Origin of the sequence: Granulicella aggregans (assembly GCF_014203275.1) — a bacterium.
Lineage (GTDB): Bacteria > Acidobacteriota > Terriglobia > Terriglobales > Acidobacteriaceae > Edaphobacter.
Window position 1 is genome coordinate 67,770 of the sequence record NZ_JACHIP010000001.1, and the last position, 17,619, is coordinate 85,388.

The 17,619-nt window shown below is 59.2% G+C and carries 16 protein-coding genes; 4 read left to right on the forward strand and 12 right to left on the reverse strand.

Annotation, left to right across the window (positions count from 1 at the left end; genetic code table 11):
* Positions 1–33 precede the first annotated feature (33 nt).
* Complete coding sequence (locus HDF16_RS00290) at positions 34–1,308, reverse strand: magnesium transporter MgtE N-terminal domain-containing protein (protein ID WP_184213045.1); 1,275 nt, start codon at positions 1,306–1,308, stop codon at positions 34–36.
* 35 nt (positions 1,309–1,343) lie between these two features.
* The gene (locus HDF16_RS00295; RefSeq protein ID WP_184213046.1) at positions 1,344–3,404 is read right to left on the reverse strand and encodes a M13 family metallopeptidase; all 2,061 of its coding nucleotides are present in this window, start codon (positions 3,402–3,404) and stop codon (positions 1,344–1,346) included.
* Positions 3,405–3,639: 235 nt separating this feature from the next.
* Here HDF16_RS00295 and HDF16_RS00300 point away from each other — a divergent pair, with 235 nt between their 5' ends.
* Both HDF16_RS00300 and HDF16_RS00305 read left to right on the forward strand, forming a co-directional pair.
* Positions 3,640–4,080, forward strand: a complete 441-nt coding sequence (locus HDF16_RS00300) for an ATP-binding protein (RefSeq protein ID WP_184213048.1) — start codon at positions 3,640–3,642, stop codon at positions 4,078–4,080.
* A 14-nt stretch (positions 4,081–4,094) separates the two neighbouring features.
* Complete coding sequence (locus HDF16_RS00305) at positions 4,095–4,442, forward strand: STAS domain-containing protein (RefSeq protein WP_184213050.1); 348 nt, start codon at positions 4,095–4,097, stop codon at positions 4,440–4,442.
* A gap of 134 nt (positions 4,443–4,576) precedes the next feature.
* Here the strand turns inward: HDF16_RS00305 and HDF16_RS00310 are convergent, their stop codons facing one another.
* Positions 4,577–5,158, reverse strand: coding sequence for a LemA family protein (locus tag HDF16_RS00310; protein WP_184213052.1), 582 nt, complete (start codon positions 5,156–5,158; stop codon positions 4,577–4,579).
* An 89-nt stretch (positions 5,159–5,247) separates the two neighbouring features.
* Entirely contained in the window at positions 5,248–6,036 is a 789-nt protein-coding gene (locus HDF16_RS00315; protein WP_184213054.1) for a TPM domain-containing protein, read from the reverse strand.
* Between the two features lie 215 nt (positions 6,037–6,251).
* On the opposite strand from HDF16_RS00315, the gene HDF16_RS00320 reads away from it, so the two are divergent.
* On the forward strand, positions 6,252–8,336 hold the full coding sequence (locus tag HDF16_RS00320) for a S9 family peptidase (RefSeq protein ID WP_184213055.1): 2,085 nt from the start codon (positions 6,252–6,254) through the stop codon (positions 8,334–8,336).
* A 223-nt stretch (positions 8,337–8,559) separates the two neighbouring features.
* On the opposite strand, the gene HDF16_RS00325 is transcribed toward HDF16_RS00320, so the two are convergent.
* The 3 genes from HDF16_RS00325 to HDF16_RS00335 form a co-directional block, all read right to left on the reverse strand.
* The gene (locus tag HDF16_RS00325) at positions 8,560–8,826 is read right to left on the reverse strand and encodes a hypothetical protein (protein WP_184213057.1); all 267 of its coding nucleotides are present in this window, start codon (positions 8,824–8,826) and stop codon (positions 8,560–8,562) included.
* 68 nt (positions 8,827–8,894) lie between these two features.
* On the reverse strand, positions 8,895–10,169 hold the full coding sequence (locus HDF16_RS00330) for a sugar MFS transporter (RefSeq protein ID WP_184213059.1): 1,275 nt from the start codon (positions 10,167–10,169) through the stop codon (positions 8,895–8,897).
* 154 nt (positions 10,170–10,323) lie between these two features.
* Positions 10,324–11,727, reverse strand: coding sequence for a TldD/PmbA family protein (locus HDF16_RS00335; protein ID WP_184213061.1), 1,404 nt, complete (start codon positions 11,725–11,727; stop codon positions 10,324–10,326).
* Between HDF16_RS00335 and HDF16_RS00340 the strand changes: the two genes are divergently transcribed.
* A complete protein-coding gene (locus tag HDF16_RS00340) occupies positions 11,726–12,946 on the forward strand; it encodes a VWA domain-containing protein (RefSeq protein WP_184213063.1) in 1,221 nt (406 codons plus the stop codon). The two genes, HDF16_RS00335 and HDF16_RS00340, sit on opposite strands and share 2 nt — an antisense overlap.
* Before the next feature lie 27 nt (positions 12,947–12,973).
* Here the strand turns inward: HDF16_RS00340 and HDF16_RS00345 are convergent, their stop codons facing one another.
* From HDF16_RS00345 to HDF16_RS00365, 5 genes are all read right to left on the reverse strand, one after another.
* Positions 12,974–13,345, reverse strand: a complete 372-nt coding sequence (locus tag HDF16_RS00345; protein ID WP_184213065.1) for a type II toxin-antitoxin system HicB family antitoxin — start codon at positions 13,343–13,345, stop codon at positions 12,974–12,976.
* A 24-nt stretch (positions 13,346–13,369) separates the two neighbouring features.
* Positions 13,370–13,681 carry a hypothetical protein gene (locus tag HDF16_RS00350; protein ID WP_184213067.1) on the reverse strand — a complete coding sequence of 104 codons (312 nt, stop codon included), beginning with the start codon at positions 13,679–13,681 and terminating at the stop codon, positions 13,370–13,372.
* A gap of 231 nt (positions 13,682–13,912) precedes the next feature.
* The gene (locus HDF16_RS00355) at positions 13,913–14,221 is read right to left on the reverse strand and encodes a hypothetical protein (protein WP_184213069.1); all 309 of its coding nucleotides are present in this window, start codon (positions 14,219–14,221) and stop codon (positions 13,913–13,915) included.
* Entirely contained in the window at positions 14,221–15,618 is a 1,398-nt protein-coding gene (gene tldD / locus HDF16_RS00360; RefSeq protein WP_221312498.1) for a metalloprotease TldD, read from the reverse strand. Before tldD ends, HDF16_RS00355 begins: the two co-directional genes overlap by 1 nt.
* 151 nt (positions 15,619–15,769) lie before the next feature.
* Positions 15,770–17,494, reverse strand: a complete 1,725-nt coding sequence (locus tag HDF16_RS00365; RefSeq protein ID WP_184213072.1) for an amidohydrolase — start codon at positions 17,492–17,494, stop codon at positions 15,770–15,772.
* Between the last annotated feature and the right edge of the window lie 125 nt (positions 17,495–17,619).

The following is a 17,619-nucleotide window of genomic DNA, read 5'->3' on the forward strand; positions in this document are numbered from 1 at the left end:
TTGCTTCTGCCGTTGCCTGTTCCATCCTTCGCCCTACCGCTCCCGCAGCTGCGCAATCACATGCTCGGCCAGAATCACGCCCACCATCTTCTTTTCTTTGTCCACCACCGGCAGCGAGCGCAGGTTGTACTTATCGAATAGCTCCGCCACCTTCTTAGCCCGCTCGTCCACATGAGCCGTCACCAGATGCCCGGTTGTCAGCGTCGCCAGCTCCACGTCGCCGCCAGTCAGGACCAGCTTCACCAGCGGAACAATCCCATGTAGCTTCTCGTCCTCGCCTAGCAGGTAGATGTCTGTCAGCGTCTCGACATCGCCCTCATACTCCTGCAGCGCCGCAATCGCATTGGCCACGGTCGCTCCCGGCCCCAGTGCGACGTAGTCCGTCGTCATCCGCCCGGCAGCCGAGTCCGCCGAGAACTCCAGCAAATCCTCGACCTCCTGCCGTTCCTCCGGATCCATCTCTTCGAGGATCGCGTCCGACCGCTCCTCCGTAAGCTCAGAAAGCAGATCCGCCGCCGCACCAGGATCCATCTCCTCAACGATCCCAGCCACACTCTCGGAGTCCAGGTCCGCGATCAGGAGCTTCTGCATCTTCGGCTCAACTTCTTCCAAAGCCTCGGCAGCCACCTCTTCATCCAGGCTGTTGAATAGAGCCTGCCGCTCCGCCGGCGCCAGCTCCTCCAGGATCTCGGCAATGTCTGCGGGATGCATCCGCGACAGCCGCTCCTGCTCAATCTTCAGTTTCACCCGCCGCCCCGGATCGCGGTCGATCAGGTCTACGAACTCCCATGGGATTACGCTCGACTTCACCCGGCACGCCAACCCATCTACCGCGCTCGCCGGAAGCCCCTTGAGCAGTCTGCGAATGGCCCCGCGAACGCCGACTTCCACCTCTGCGATTCTCAGCTTGATTCCGCCTGAGCCGTCCTTCTCCGGCTCCCACACCAGGTCGACATCGTTCACCCGCACGACCTTATGCCCATGCACGTCGATAATCTGCTGATCCAGAAGATCGCGCTCCAGCAGAAGAAACTCGTCATCTCCCGGCACCAGAAGCGATGCGGCATCTCCCTTCAACTGCATCTCGCCCGTCTCCGTAAGATGGATCTCAGAGATCGGCAACAGCGAAGGCTTCGTTTTCCTTCCCGAACCCTGCAGCCGCACCAGCACGCCGCGAACGTGCCCCGAGTCTTCCATCGGACTCACGGCAAACTCGCTCACCCGACCCATCGTCGTACCGCGAGCGTCCATCACCGCCGCTCCCATAAGCGTCGCAACACTCGTCCGGATATTCGCGTTCATCGTCATGCGGTCTTATAACCTGGTCTTTCCTTCATGTACCGTTACCAGACCTTACAAGCCTTCGCCCGCACCATCGGCTGCCCAGCCTTACAGCTAAAGGCATTCGCAAACTCCGGCATATTCGACACCACGCCATTGATCCGCGCAAATCCCGGTGAGTGAGGATCAGTCAGCGCCTGCACCCGCTGGTTCTCCGGCCGCGCGTTCTCGCAAGCCCACTGCGCCATACCGACGAAGAACCTCTGGTCCGGCGTGAATCCGTCGACTGGCTTCAGCCTCTCCGTCTGGGTCGCCTTCTTCCACGCCATGTAGGCCAGCAGCGTCCCGCCGAGATCCGCGACATCTTCGCCGCTGGTCAGCTTGCTGTTGATGTGAATGTCATCGACAACGACGAAGCCTGCATACTCGTCCCGCACGCAGTTGATGCGCTCTTCGAAGTGGGTGGCATCGTCCTTCGTCCACCAGTCCTTCAAATTGCCCTTGTCATCGAACTGACGACCTTCATCATCGAAGCCGTGTGTCAGTTCGTGCCCGATCGTGGCTCCCGTGTTGCCATAGTTCGGAGCGTCGTCCAGCTTCGGGTCATACAACGGTGGCTGCAACACGCCTGCCGGAAAGTTGATGTCGTTCATCTGCGGATTGAAGTAAGCATTCACAGTCGGCGGAGTCATGCCCCACTCGTCACGGTCGACCGGCTTGCCCACCTTGGCCCACTGCCTAGCCCGCTCGAACTGCAGCGCCCGTTCTACGTCGCCAAAGTAGTCGTCTGGCTTCACCGTCAGCGAAGAATAATCGCGCCAGTGATCCGGATATCCAACCTTGTTCCGCACCGCGTGCAGCTTGCGCAGCGCCTCTTTCTTCGTCGCGTCGCTCATCCAGTCGAGGTGTTCGATCTCCACCTGCATCTCGTCTTCGATCTGCCCGGTCATCAGGACCGTCTTTGCCTTTGTGTCTGCGGTAAACGTCCGCGCCACAAACTCCTGTCCCAGCGCCTCCCCTAAATGGTTATCGACGCCATGAACGCACGTCTTCCAACGTGGAGGCTGCTCCTTTGCTCCACGCAGATAGCGGCGGTAGAAGTCGAAGTCTGCCGTCGCAAGGGGCTCCGACAGCGCAGGAGCGGCATTCGTCACGAGATGGAAGCGCAGGTACGCTTTCAGCGCATCGACTGGTTCGTTCGTCAGCTCGGCGTCGACCGCCTTCATGAACTCCGGTTGCGCAACGTTCAAGGTCGTTAGCCCCGGCGCTCCCTGAATCTCAAAGTATCGGGACCAGTCCACCACCGGATCGGCAGCGCTCAACTGGGCCACCGTCATCTTGTGAAATGTCTTATAAGGGTCGCGCAGCTCCACGTTCGTGAGCGATGCTTTGGCAAGCGCCGTCTCGATCTTCAGGATCGCATCGGCATCGCTTGCCGCCTTCTCCGGAGTTTCGCCGCTCAGAGTCAGCATCTGCGCCACATAGGCAACGTACTTTGTCCTGTTCTCGACGCTCTTCGGATCGGTCTTCAGGTAATAGTCACGGTCCGGCAGACCAAGCCCACCCGCGTTCACCTCGACCAGGATCTTGTTCGAATCATCAGGATCCTGATCCGGACCGGAGCGAAAGAAGTAGTTCCCGGACGACAGATGCTGCAACCGGGACAGCACCGCAATCACCGCAGCCCGGTCCGGAAGCGCCGCCAGCCTCGCCATCCCCGCCGCAATCGGCGCGTCGCCCCGCTTGTCGATCGCCGCCGTGTCCATGCACGCGTTGAAGAAGTCGCCAATCTTCTGCTGGACTGGCGTCCGCTGCTTCATCGCTGCGTCTTCTTTCAGGATTCCCCAGAGAAACTGGGTATTCTCATCACCCAGCTTGGCGTAGACGCTCCAGCCAGACTGGTCCGCCGGAATCGGATTGTTCTTCTGCCAACCGCCACACGAGAACTTGTAAAAATCCGCACACGGGTCGACACTGCGATCAAGATTCGTTAGGTCGAGACTCGGAGAATAGGGCATCGCCGTCAGCGGCTGCGCCTCTGTCTTTTGCTGGCTCCAGCCGCTTGCAACACACCCCGTCAGAATCGCAGCCGACAGAGCTACCCCTTTGAAGAAACCAAACATGAACTCGACCCTCGTAACCGCATCCTATCCCAACCCGCAAACCACGAGAAACCGGGTGGCCGCCACATCGCTTACAACTTAGCCAAACCTGTCTTCTTGACTTTCCCCCTTTCCACAAGCAAACTGCCAACATCGGATGAATTCGTTGACATCCGGTTGACCAACACGGCAACGCAGAGCGCAGTCCGCGCAATTCGAAAGACGCAATTCGAGAGACCCGGGGGCAGGGATACTTTTGGCCGATTCCACTACAAGCCGTGTCAGCTACACCCTCGACTCGTCGATCGAGAGCGTCAATAAAATTGAGCAAACGGCAGAGCTCTGCGCAACAACTGCCGGTTTCGACGAAGACACCGTCTCCAACATCTCCATGGCGATCCGCGAAGCCGCAGTCAACGCAGTCCTCCATGGAAATGCCTACGATGCGAACAAGACCGTAAAAGCCTCCTTCGAGACCACCGCGGAGGCTCTCACCATCAAGATCTGTGACCAGGGGCCAGGACTCGATCCCGACACCATCCCTGATCCACTCGCACCGGAAAACATTCTGCGCGGCTCCGGACGCGGTATCTTCCTCATTCGAGCGTTCATGGATGAGGTAAAATTTCGCCAGTTGCATCCCGGTACCGAACTTACTCTCATCAAGCAACGTCCCCCCGCGCAATCGGGTACATAAGGAGAACATAGAAAATGAGCATGAAGGTCAGCACCCGCCAGGTTGATGGGATCACGATTCTCGACATGTCCGGCCGTATCACCCTCGGCGAGGGCAGCGTTACCCTCCGTGATGCCGTCCGCGACGTTCTCGCAAAGGGAACCAAGCAGATCCTGCTCAACCTTGGCGAGATCACCTACATCGATAGCTCAGGCATCGGAGAACTTGTGAGCGCGTTCACCACCGTCAAGAACTCCGGCGGCGAACTCAAGCTGCTCAACCTGACCAAGAAAGTCCACGATCTCCTGCAGATCACCAAGCTATACACCGTGTTCGACGTAAAGGACGACGAAGCGTCGGCGATCGCGTCGTTCACGAAGTAAGCGAGAGAGCAGCGTAGAAGCAGCAGTTAGCGAGTTAGCGAAAGTCAGCAGCTTGCGAAAAGGCCAGCGCCCCGATCCTCTGGAGGCGCTGGCCTTTTCTGTCTTTCCGCTAATTCGCTACTTTTCGCTAACCACTAGTTATTGAAGTCCACCTTCGGCGCGCTTCCGTTCTCAGGATTTCCCTTGAAATACTCATCCCGATACTTGAAGTTCGCCATCCCCGCCCAGATGCTGTTCGGGAACTGCTGCACGTAGATGTTGTAGTCCTTCAACGTATCGTTGTAGCGCTTACGCGCAACCGTGATCCGGTTCTCCGTCCCCGCCAGTTCGTCGGTCAAACGAATGAACTGCTCGTTGCTCTTCAGGTCGGGATACTGCTCCTGCAGACGGAAGAACGGTCCCAGAGCGACATCAAGCTTCGTATTCGCCTGGATGCTCGAAGCACGGTCCGGCGCTCCCAGAACACCCGCGCGTGCATTCGCAATGTTCGTCAGCACGGTCGACTCTTCCTTGGTATAGCCCTTTACCGTCGCCACCAGGTTCGGAATCAGATCAAGCCGTCGCTGCTGCTCGACATTCACCGTAGAGTAAGCTCCGTCGACATCCTCATTCTTCTGCACCAGCGTATTCTTCGCGCCGATGTAGCTTCCCCCGACCGCCAGCAGCACCACCACGATCAGCCCTACGACGCCCAGCGCAATCCATAAACCTTTCATCTGTCTTTCTCCTCGTCCTTCAAACCTGATGTTTGTCGCCCCCGAAGGGGATCTGCGTTGCGCTTTTACTTACCGTCTACATGTCCACCTCAAAAATCGCCACTAGCCCCTCCGCCGCCCGAACCGCCACCGCCGAATCCGCCAAAGCCCCCACCGCCACGGTCATCCCTGCCTCGACCTCCACCACCTCCGCCCATCATCTGCATCAACAGAACGAAGATCCAGCCGGCATTGCCGGTACTGATCAGAAAGATCAGCACCACCAGCAAAACGCCCCCGCCGATCACCACCTGCCAGAAGCTCAGATGGACAGGCGTGCCCACCTGCTGCTCATGATAACGATGAACGGGCTGTGCCTGCGTCAAAGTCACGCCCGCATCGGTCGCGATCACCTGGGCGATCTTCGATACTCCCAGCGGAACCGCCGTGTTGTAGTCATTCGCCTGCGCCGCCGGCACCATGGCGCGACCGATATCTCCCACCTTGGCGTCGTTCAGAATCCCTTCGAGTCCGTACCCTACCTCGATACGCCCGCGCCGCGGATTCATCACCAGCAGCATCAGCACACCTCGGTCGGTCCCCTTCTTACCCACCTTCCACTTCTCTTCCAGCGCAACCGCGAACTCTTCTATCGAGGTCTCGCTACCGTCATTCGCTTCGATCGAGTTGACCGTAACCACCGCAATCTGCGCCTTAGCCTTCTGATCCACTTGGGTACACAGGGCTTCTACCTGCTGCTTCGTCTCCGGCGTTAACACGCCCGCGAAGTCATTCACATACCCTGTCGGTGCCGGCAGCTTGGCCACTGTCTCGGCGTGCAAACAGCCCAGCGAAACCGACAGCACCGCAGCGAGAGCAAGCAAGCGCCGAGAAACCATCCCCCGCGAAGACAACGTCTTGCTTAAGGACACGGCTTCAGCCGTGCCATGAACGTCCCCAAACACTTGCGGCTTTAGCCGCTGAGGTACGCCTTCCGCTCTGTCCGCCACTCGCTTCAAAAAACTCCCAAAGAAATCCCGCAACATCCCACCCGATTCTACGCGCCGCCCATCAACTAAGTTCCGCCCTCTATCAGACGCGATATCCTCATCCCATGACTCTCGCCGTAACCACCGCCCCGCCTGTAGCCCGCATCGAGCCCACCGTCACCCCTCTGCACGGCGTCGATCTCACCGACAACTACGCCTGGCTCCGCGATAAGTCCTCCCCCGAGACCCTCGCCTACCTGAACGCCGAGAACGCTTACACCGAAGCCGCCATGGCCCCTACCGAGGCGCTCCAGAAGCAGCTCTACGACGAGATGCTCTCCCACATCAAGGAGACCGACGAGTCCGTTCCCTACCGCATGAACGGATTCTGGTATTACTCTCGCACCGTCGCCGGCCTGCAATACCCTCTGCACTGCCGCCGAGTCGCCACCAGTCCCGCATTCGACGAGAGCCAGCCGGAAGAGATCCTCCTCGACGTGAACAAACTAGCCGAAGGCCAGCCCTTCATGTCCGTCGGCGGCATGGCCGTCACCCCATCCGGGACCATCCTCGCCTACACCACGGACAACACCGGCTTCCGCCAGTACACACTGCACATCCGCGACCTCGCCACGGGACTCGATCTACCCGACACTGCCCTGCGCGTCGGCTCCCTCGTCTGGGCCGCCGACTCAAAGACGCTCTTCTACACCACCGAAGACGAGACGACCAAGCGCCACGACCACCTCTTCCGCCACACCCTCGGCACCCCAACCTCTGAAGATATGATCGTCCTTCACGAAGAAGACGAGCGCTTCAACCTTGGCGTCGGCAAGACCCGCGACGGCAAGCTCCTCATGGTCGAGATCGGCAGCCACACCACCAATGAGTGCCTGATTCTTTCCTCCGACACCCCCACCGATCGCTTCCAACTCATCGCCCCCCGCATCGACGATCAGGAGTACTACCCTGACCACCGCGACGGCGTCCTCTACATGCGCACCAACGACACTGGCCGCAACTTCCGCCTCGTCACCGCGCCCATCGCTACGCCTGGCCGCGAGAATTGGCAGGAACTCCTGCCCCTCAACCCCGACGCTCCCCTCGAAGACTTCGACCTCTTCCAGACCTTCCTGGTCACCTCCCGCCGCGAGCTCGGCCTGCCGGTCATGGACGTCTTCCCGCTCAGCGGCGACCGCGATCTCAGCCAATCCGCCCGCATCGCCTTCCCCGAACCCACCTACTCCGCAGGCACCCACGTCAATCGCGAGTTCGACACCACCGTCTTCCGCTACGGCTACCAGTCCCTCGTCTCGCCCGCCTCTGTCTTTGAGTACGACATCGCCTCCGCAACTTCTACCCTTCTCAAGATGCAGGAAGTCCCCGGCAGCTTCGACCCAGCCCTCTACGCCTCCGAGCGGGTGATGATCACCGCCGCCGACGGCGTAGAAGTCCCCGTCTCCCTCGTCTACCGCCGCGACACCTTCAAGCGCGACGCCACCAACCCGCTCTACGTCTATGGCTACGGCTCCTATGGCTACGCGCTTCCCGTCAGCTTCAGCGGCGCCCGCCTATCCCTCCTCGACCGCGGCCTCGTCCTCGCCTATGCCCATATCCGCGGCGGCGGCGAGATGGGCGACCCCTGGCACGACGCCGGAAAGATGATGCAGAAGCTCACCACCTTCACCGACTTCACCACCGCCGTCGAGCAGCTCACGCAAAAAGGGTATGGTGACCCCACCCGCGTCGCCATCGAAGGCGGCAGCGCCGGCGGTCTCCTGATGGGAGCCGTCGTCAATCAGCGCCCCGATCTCTTCAAGGTCGTCCTCTCGCACGTCCCCTTCGTCGACGTCATGAACACTATGCTCGACGCCACGCTCCCGCTCACCGTCGCCGAGTACGAAGAGTGGGGCAATCCCAACGAGGCGGATGCCTTCGCCTACATGCTCTCTTACAGCCCTTACGAAAACCTCAAACCCGGTCCGTACCCGGCCATGCTCGTCAAGACCAGCCTCAACGACTCGCAGGTCATGTACTGGGAGCCCGCCAAGTACGTCGCCAAGCTCCGCACTCTCAAGCAGAACGATGCGCCCCTCCTGCTCCACATCAACATGGACGCCGGCCACGGCGGAGCCTCCGGCCGCTACGACTACCTCAAAGAGGTCGCCTTCGACTACGCCTTCCTCCTCACCCAACTCCATGTGGTCTAAGACCTTGTTGAGAGCCCTCGTTTCGCCCAAGCGCACGGCTTCAGCCGTGCCACAAGTGGCGCAGTTATAGTGCGGCTCTAGCCGCTGAGGCACGATTCGCAGCCTCGTGCGGCAACTTCGCGCCGGCAACATAGTGGCTAAGGTGGAAGTGAGACCACCTCAGCCCAACGCAGTAAAGGGCCCTCCAAGAGGACCCTTTACTGTTGCTCGCATGTCCAAAAATCTACTGTGGCTTCGGCTTGCCTTCCATCTTGTCCCCAACCTTGGCAATCCCCGAACCGGTCTTGTGATAAGCCTTCTTGGTGCCGTTCTTGGTCTTGTGATAGCCCGTCTTTGTGCCCTTCTTGATGCCGTGGCCAGTGTCCTTCGCAGCCTGCTTCGTCTCATGACCGGCATCCTTGATGTCCTGCCCGGCGGTCTGCGCCATCGCAGATATCGAACCCAGAACAAGAGTGGAAGCAAGCAATCCAGTCCAAATCGTCTTCGTCATATTCATCTCCATGTTGCCTTCAGTTAGGTAGTGATCTACAAAAGATACCCGCATGCAGCCAGAGTCGCCTAGGAAACCGCAGCAAGCTGCGCCTTCGGCTCATCCGGCGCAATCTCGTACCCCTTGAAACCGTAGTAGATGATGAAGATGTAGCAAAGGAACGGCAGCACCATCGAATGGTGTACGCCGAACCGGTCCGCACACGCACCCATCATCACCGGGAAGATCGCTCCCCCGACAATCGCCTGCACCAGTAGGCCCGATCCTCGCCCGGTCAGCGGCCCAAGCTCGGCCACTGCCAACGTGAAAATGGTTGGGAACATGATCGAGTTAAAGATGCCTACCGCCAGAATCGTCCACAATGCGAAGTATCCCGTCCCCAGCAGCGAAGCCAGTACCAGAACGCACGCTCCAACTCCCGCCCATCCCAGAATCTTGTTCGCCGCAATCTTCTGCATCACCGCCGAGCCGATGAACCGGCCCACCATCATGCCGGCCCAGTAGAAGGTGACCAGCTTCGCGCCCTTCTCTAGCGGCAATCCAGCGATCAGAGGATCGTTGAAGTACTTCACCAGGAAGCTCCCGATCGAAACCTCGGCTCCCACATACACAAAGATCCCGATCGCCCCCAGCCAGAGGTGTGGATGATGCCAGATGCTGTCCTTAGAAATATCGAGGCTACCTGGCCGATAATCCTGCGTCGTCTCAATCCGCGGAAACTTATACAACGCAATCGCCAGAGCGAGCACAACGACCACGCCCGCAATAGTGAGAAACGGGAGGCGGAAGACGTGAAGCGGATTGGCGGCTGCCGTGCCGCTGAGAATCAGCGCTCCACCGACGTACGGAGCAACGGTATCACCTAGTGTGTTGAATGCCTGGGTTAGGTTCAACCGGCTCGACGCCGTCTCCGGCGGTCCAAGGATGGTGACATACGGATTGGCGGCGACCTGGAGAACGGTCACTCCGGCTGCTAGCACAATCTCGGCAATAAGAAAGAAGCTGTAGGCACCGACCGCAGCTGCTGGCACAAACAGTACCGCTCCGGCTCCCATGGTCAGCAGACCCACTACCATGCTTTTCTGATAGCCAATCCACTCCACCAGCTTGCCCGCAGGCATCGCAAACACGAAGTAGGAACTGAAGAACGCCAATTGAATCAGCGATGCCTGGAGGTAGGACAGGGTGAAGATCGACTGCAGGTGCGGAATCACCGCGTCATTAATAACCGTGCAGAAGCCCCAGCAGAAGAACAGCGTTGTAACCATCGCCATGGCGCTGTAATTGGTGGATCCTGGAGCTGCGGAAAGTGTCCTGGGGGTGCCTGTGCTTGTCATCGCCATCGGTGTAGGTTCGCTGCCTTCTCAGTGCGGTTCTTGCGCCGCCTGTCTTTATTTTTGTCCAGACTCTGCCCAAACCGGGCCACGCAGCCGGCAAAGGTTTTCGTTGACGATACTACATGATCCCATCCATCTCTGGTGCAACTTCCCGAGCTGCCTAGGAGCCAGCGATCATCATCCCCTCAACCCGGATCGTCGGTGCCGCGCTCGCTCCCCGGAACACCAGGTCATTCCCAATGGCCACGACATTCTTGTACATGTCCTTTAGATTCCCCGCTATCGTGATCTCCTCCACGGGATACGCGATCTCGCCGTTTTCGATCCACATCCCGCTCGCGCCCTGCGAGTAGTCCCCCGTCACCAGGTTTACCCCGAACCCCATCGTCTCCGTCACATAGAGCCCATTCTTCACGTCAGCGATAATCTCTTGGGGCGTCATCGTCCCCGCCTCCAGATAGAAGTTCCCCGCACCGATCCCCGGATTCCCCGCCAGTCCCCGCGATGCGTTCCCCGTCGACGCCATCCCCAGCTTCCGCGCCGTGTAGGTATTCATCACGTAGTTCTTCAGAATCCCGCGCTCCACGATCACCTTGCGCCGGGTCGGCAGCCCCTCGCCATCGAACGGCGCCGTCCCAAATCCGCCAATGCCGCCGAACCGCTCGTCCTGATGCACCATCGTCCCGTCATCGACTACAGTAATGTTCTCGCCCGCCACACGCTCGCCCAGCATGTCCGCAAAGAACGTCGCATGCCGATAGATTGCGTCTCCATTCGACGCCTCGAAGATGTTTCCCATAATCGACCGCGCGATCTCCGGCGAAAACACCACCGGTGCAGCCTGCGTCTTCACCTGCCGAGCACCCAGCCGTTTCAGCGTCCGCCGGGCAGCCTCCTGCCCGATATCCTCAGGCGACTCCAGCAGCCGAGTCGTTCGCGAGTTCGAGTACCAGTAGTTCCGCTGCATTCCACCCGTCTCGCCCTGCGCTATGGGCGAGGCCGAAAACCCGCAATAAGACTTGCGATACTCCCCAACAAACCCGCGGGAGTTCACCATGATCTTGTGCGATGTCGATGTATCGAAGTCTCCGCCACCGGAGTTGGTAATCCGCGTGTCATACGCCATCGCCGCAGCCTCGCTCCGCCGAGCAATCTCGATCCGCTCCGCCGGCGGCATCTCGTTCACATCCTCAAAGTAAAGATGCTGATCCCCTTCGACCTGCCCAAACGCCTCAGCCTCGGGAAGCCCGGAAAACGGATCTTCGCTGGTCACCTTGGCCAGCGCTACTGCCCCACTGACCAGACGCTCAATAGACTCCGCCGAAAAGTCTGACGACGACGTGCTCGCCGTCCGCTGCCCAAAAAACACCCGCAGCCCCACCGCCCGCGACCCCGACTCCTTCAACTGCTCCACCTGCCCCAGCCGCACAAGCGCGCCAAACTCCTCGCCCTCATACACGACGGCCTCGGCATCGCTGGCGCCAGCCTTCTTCGCCTTCGCGACGACATCAAACGCAAGCTGTTTTAGATCAGAAGATGACGGCGCGGACACAAAGGCAGACATGAATACTCCTCGAGAAGATCAACTCCTCAATCGTATTCGAGATCGCGCAAATCCGCCGCGACCGGCCCGACAGACGCAATACACCCGCACCAGCACGTTCCCTTTCACTCTGCGCGAAGCGGACGATCCCGACCGGCATCTCAAACATCGCACCGTTGGCGGACTGCACAGCATCCTATTTCGCATGAGTACCCTTTCCCGTTCGCTCCTGACGCCTCTGCTCATGATTCCACTCGTCGCGCTGAACGCTCAGGCGCCGTTGCGACCTCACCCCAAGCAGGACAGAGAAGTGTCCCTTAACGTGGTGGTGACGGCGAAAGATGGTGTGCCTGTAGCTGGGCTGACCCAGCAGGACTTCATGCTGAAGGACAACAATTCGCCGGCGAAGATCACGCAGTTCGAAACAGTTGCTGCAGACACAAGCCCGACCGAGGTGATCCTCGTGATCGACTCGGTGAATCTCAATTTTGTTCGACTCGCAGATGAGCGAATACGGATCGAACAATTCCTCAAGAGGAATGAAAGCCTACCCGTGCCCACGGCCTTGGCCTTCTTTACAGATCATGGCCTGCAACTTCAACAGGGCTATTCGACCAATGGAAAGGAACTGAGCGACACACTCGATCACTACGTGACAGGATTTCGAACCACGACACGATCTTCTCAGCATGAGCAGCAGGATCGCTTCAACCTCTCGATGGCGGCCATGACTGAGTTGATAGCGCATGAAAGCCTGCGTCCGGGCCGCAAGCTAGTCTTCTGGGTCTCTCCGGGCTGGCCCTTGCTAACCGGGCCGGAAATCAATCTAACCTCAAGGCAGCAGGACGGACTCTTCCGCGATATTGTTGGCTTCGCCACGCAAATGCTGCAGGCCCAAATTACGCTCTATAGCCTGAATCCACTCGGCACTGACGAAGCTACGGAACGGACGTTTTACTACCAGAATTTCCTGAAGGGTGTGAGCAAGGCCGGCCAGGTGGAGATTGGCGATCTTTCGCTGCAGGTCCTCGCAGCGCAGAGCGGAGGGCTTGTCCTGAACTCAACCAACGATCTTGAAAATGAATTGAAGACCTGTTTCGCGGAAACGAAGTCTTCCTACAAGATCTCGTTTAACGAGGTGCAGGGGGAGTCGGAGAATGAGTACCATCGTATCGAGGTTGTCGTCGCGAAGCCTGGGTTGAAAACCCGGACAAAATACGCTTACTATGCGCAGCCTTAATCGAAACGAGCCGTTACACGGCTTCGTCTAGATGAAGGTCGTCCTCACCCGCACAATCTGTGCATCCCGCGAAAACCAATTCCACTTGAACCCAAAAGGTCTCCGCAACCGCCGCCGAATCTTCGCATCAAGCGAAAGCGTCTTCTCCTCCGGCATAGGCTTCACCATCATCCACTCCGCGTGAGTACCCGCAGGAACGTCATCCATTCCCATGAACGGCTCCTGCGGCGAGCGCCCTTCCAGAGCCATCCGCTCCAGATGAAACTCCAGTTCGTCGTGGATATTCTCCCGCAACTCCTCGAGCGAGTGCCCGATGCTGGAGCATCCAGGGACATCGGGCACGTACGCGCTCATGTGGCCGGAACCGATCTGATAGATGACGAGATAACGACGAATCATAGAGGACCTTTAGTGCGATTCCCGTCAGCGCACGGGAAACTGTGACGGACGAGGTTCCCGTCCATCGGTTGCCTTCAGAAAGTGCAGGCCCGACGGGCAGTACTCGGAATCGCTTTTCAACTTGTGTTCGACATGCGCCGCCGATCCGTTCTCGGCACGACGCTTGTATAGCTTCAACGCTCCACCGCAGTCTTTGCAGCGGAACTCGGTGTCCGCATCTTCAAGAGCTTCCGCTACCGTCTTTACCTTCCAGAAGGGCTCATACCCTCCCGTTGCCTTCACGCGACGACGCTTGACCTGACATACATGAAACTGCTCGCGCTCTGCTGCTGCCATCGAATTCCTCCGGACACTTTAATCACGTACGGTTGGAGTGCTTGGATTGGACGTCTTGAGTCGACACGTCATGGTGTCGAGGAAGGATTCCACCCTCCCGGTCTCAACCCGGACGTTCGTTCGCCCGGGGAGTCAAAGAGGGGAAATCCAGAGCCTTGTTGTAGTGCGGGCAGATGGAAGATCGTTACAGGGAAAATCTTCCTCGAACGAGCCCGCGTTCCGAAAACGGTATTACTCGACCGGCTTCGCCGAAGTCTTCGGCTCTCGTCCGTCGGTCGCCTTCTTGAAAAGAAGGCCGCCGATGCAGAACTCGGAGTCTGCAATCAGCTTGTGCTCTACATAAGGAATAGTGCCTGCCTTGCCGTTGCGGCCCAGCAGCTTTACTTCGCCAAAACAATCCTTGCAGCGAAACTCCGTGTCGCTATCGCTCAGGGCAACCGCGACTTCCTTGACCTTCCAGAAAGGCTCATACCCGCCGCCTTCTTTTACCCGGCGACGCTTCACCTCACACTCGTACATCTTTTCGCGTTCGACCGCCATTACTGTCCCGTTCCCCCGACCGTCATGCGGTCGAGCTTAATCGTTGGCATTCCAACTCCTACCGGAACACTCTGCCCAGCCTTGCCGCACGTCCCGATACCTTCATCGAGCGCAAGGTCATTGCCTACCATCGACACATACTTCAGCGCTTCAGGCCCATTTCCAATCAGCGTCGCGCCCTTCACCGGCCGCGTCACTTTTCCGTCCTCAATCAGGTAAGCCTCACTCGCCGAGAACACAAACTTGCCGTTTGTGATGTCCACCTGGCCACCACCGAAGTTCACCGCGTACAAACCACGCTTCACACTCTTGATAATGTCTTCCGGCATGTCGTCGCCGTTCAACATGTACGTGTTCGTCATCCGCGGCATGGGGATGTGGTGATAGCTCTCTCGCCTTCCGCTTCCCGTATTCGGCGTCCCCATCAACCGCGACGACAACTTATCCGATAGATACCCCTTCAAAATTCCGTTTTCTATTAAAACGGTTTCCTGGGTCGGATTCCCTTCGTCATCCATGTTGATGGATCCGCGACGGTTCGGCATCAACCCGTTATCCACCACCGTGACCTTCGAACTCGCCACCTGTTGCCCGATCAAACCGGCGAACGCCGATGTCTTCTTCCGGTTGAAGTCTGCCTCAAGCCCGTGCCCGACAGCTTCGTGAAGCAGCACGCCCGGCCATCCCGGCCCCAGGACGACTTCCATCTCGCCCGCCGGGGCAGCCACCGCTCCAAGCTGCAGAATCGCCGTCCGGGCGGCCTCGCGGGCAAAGTGCTCCGGGCTCTTATCCGTTTCACCAACGCCCCGGGCGTCCTCAAAAAAGTCCAACCCCACGCGACCGCCGCCGCCGCTCGTCCCTTTGGCCGTATTCGCTCCATCTTTCGCGAGCACAAACACGTTGAAACGAGCCAGGGGCTGCGTGTCCGAGGCAAACGTCCCATCCGAAGCAGCGACCAGAATCCGCCGCAGCTCGTCGTTGATCCCAGCGCGCACCTGCGTAATCCGGGAGTCGAACCCACGCGCAGCTTTGTCCGCCCGCTCGATCAGCTTCAGCTTCGTTGCGATATCGGTGTCGCTCTCAGCGCCGGCAATCGGATAGAGCGACGGAGTCTCCGTCTGTCGGAAACCACTGATCAGCTCCTTCGCCGGGCCGCTCGCGATCAGCGCAGCCGTCCGCGCTGCCTTGAGTAACTTTTCGCTCGACAGATCGTCTGTATAGGCGTAACCAGTTCGCTCGCCTGAGACCACGCGAATCCCGCAGCCGACGCTGATTCCCTGGCTCGCCGTCTTCACCAGACCCTCGTCCATACCCAGCGAGGTCGACGTAACTGATTCAAAGTAAAGGTCGGCGTAGTCTCCGCCTGCCGAAAGTGCCTCGCCGAGGCAGCGCTCCATCAACCGTTCCGAAAGCCCCAACTTCTCGATGAAGTAACGTTTGTGGTCCGGTGCAGGTATAGTCACATTCTTGATTCTAGGCCCTCACTCCGCAAGCAGCAAATGTTGTGCAAACGACACGGTACTATTCAGCGCCAAAACCGTCCGTCCTCTACTTCGCCCGCTCAAAGACCACCTTCCCCTTGTAGAGCGTCATCATGCACTTCATCTCCTTCAGATCGGCGGTAGGCACCGCATACGGATTCCGGTCCCACACCGCCAGGTCCGCCCATTTGCCCGTCTCGACCGATCCGGTCTCCGTCTCCGCGAAGATCTGCCGTGCAGCCCATATTGTGTAGCTCTTCAAAGCCGTATGCACATCCACAGCCTCTTCCATGCCGAATGGATGCGGCCCGAACGTCCCCTTCAATGGCTCCCGCGCCACCGACGCCCACAGTCCATACCGCGCCGCGAGCGGCGTCACCCCATAATCCGATCCGCCGGCAAAGATCATCCCGTTCTTCCGATACGTCGCGAGCGGCATCAAATGTTGTGCCCTCTCAAGCCCGAACGAACCCGGCAGCGTGTCTCCGAGCCACCACAGAAACTCCGCCTGCGTCTCGGGAATCCCGGCGTCGTACTTCTTCTGCATCTCCGCCATCGCAGCGATGGCATGCTCCGTCGGCTCGTGCGCATGGATGATGCTGTGCCGCAGCCCCACCGTCGGCTTCTGTTGCAGTGCCTCCGCATAGGCATCTACAACGAGGTCGATCGTCCGGTCGCCGATCGCATGCGTCCCCACCGAGACTCCAGCGTCGTTGAACAACAGCACCATCTTATTGTAGACATCTGGCTCGATCGTCGAGAACCCATGCCCCGTGGACGCAGGATGCCGCGCATCCACCGGGTAGTCCTCGTACCTCCATGCCGTCCTTCCGGTAGCGCTGCCATCTAGCAGGATCTTCGCCCCGCACACCTTCAAGTCTCCTCCCGGAAGCGTCTTCTCGTCCTTTCGCGCCTGCAAGATCTCGTTCAGAGCCGCCTTTGCGCTCTCCAGCGAATATCCCGCCCAGATCAGGCTGCACGCATGAATCGTCAGCCCCTCCGTCCCGGCAAGTTCCTTATAGGCAGACCACTCGACGGGATAATTGAGGTCCTTCACGCCCGTCATTCCCTCCGAGTGCATGGTCGCAATGCCGCTCCGCAAGGACATCTTGTACTGCTCCGCAGTAATCGCGGGAATGTGTGATGACACCAGCCGCACCGCCGCCTCCTCGCGCAGCATGCCGGTCGGCTTCCCGGTGGTGTCATGTTCGATCCTTCCGCCTGCCGGATCCTTCGTTGACACATCAATCTTCGCCATGGCCAGCGCTGCACTGTTCACGATCGCGTAGTGATGCGTCACGTTCTCCAGCAGCACCGGATGCCCACCCGAGATCGCATCCAACTCTGCCAGCGTCGGGCCGCGATGCTCAGCGAGAATCCCTTCGTTCCAACGCGAACCCTGCACCCACTCCCCCGCAGGAGTCGCATCCACCCGCGCCTTCACCAGCTCCGTCAACTGGGCAAGGCTGGCCGCCCTCCCCAGGTCGACACCCACTATCTCGTCCGCCCCGGTGCTCAGCAGATGAGCATGCGTATCGATCAGCCCCGGAGTCACCGACTTGCCCGCCAGGTCGATCACCCTTGTCTTTGCGCCAATCCACGCACCCATGCTCGTATCCGTACCGACTGATACAACTTTGCCGTCCCGAATCGCCACCGCCTCGGCCACACTGTCCTTGGCATCCACCGTCAAAACCGTTCCGTGTCGCAGCACCAGGTCGGCAGGCTCCGGGGCCACCTGTCCCCACAACACTCCTGTTACCAGAGATAGCCCAAATAAGGCGAATCGCATCGCATCTGCTCCTGAGAAAGGCTCAAATTTTGTAATAAGTACGCTTACGTTACAGCATCTCCGGTTCGCTTCAAGTCGCACCAAAATTCCTTGAGCAGTTTTAGCCACGCATTCTTATGTCGCGC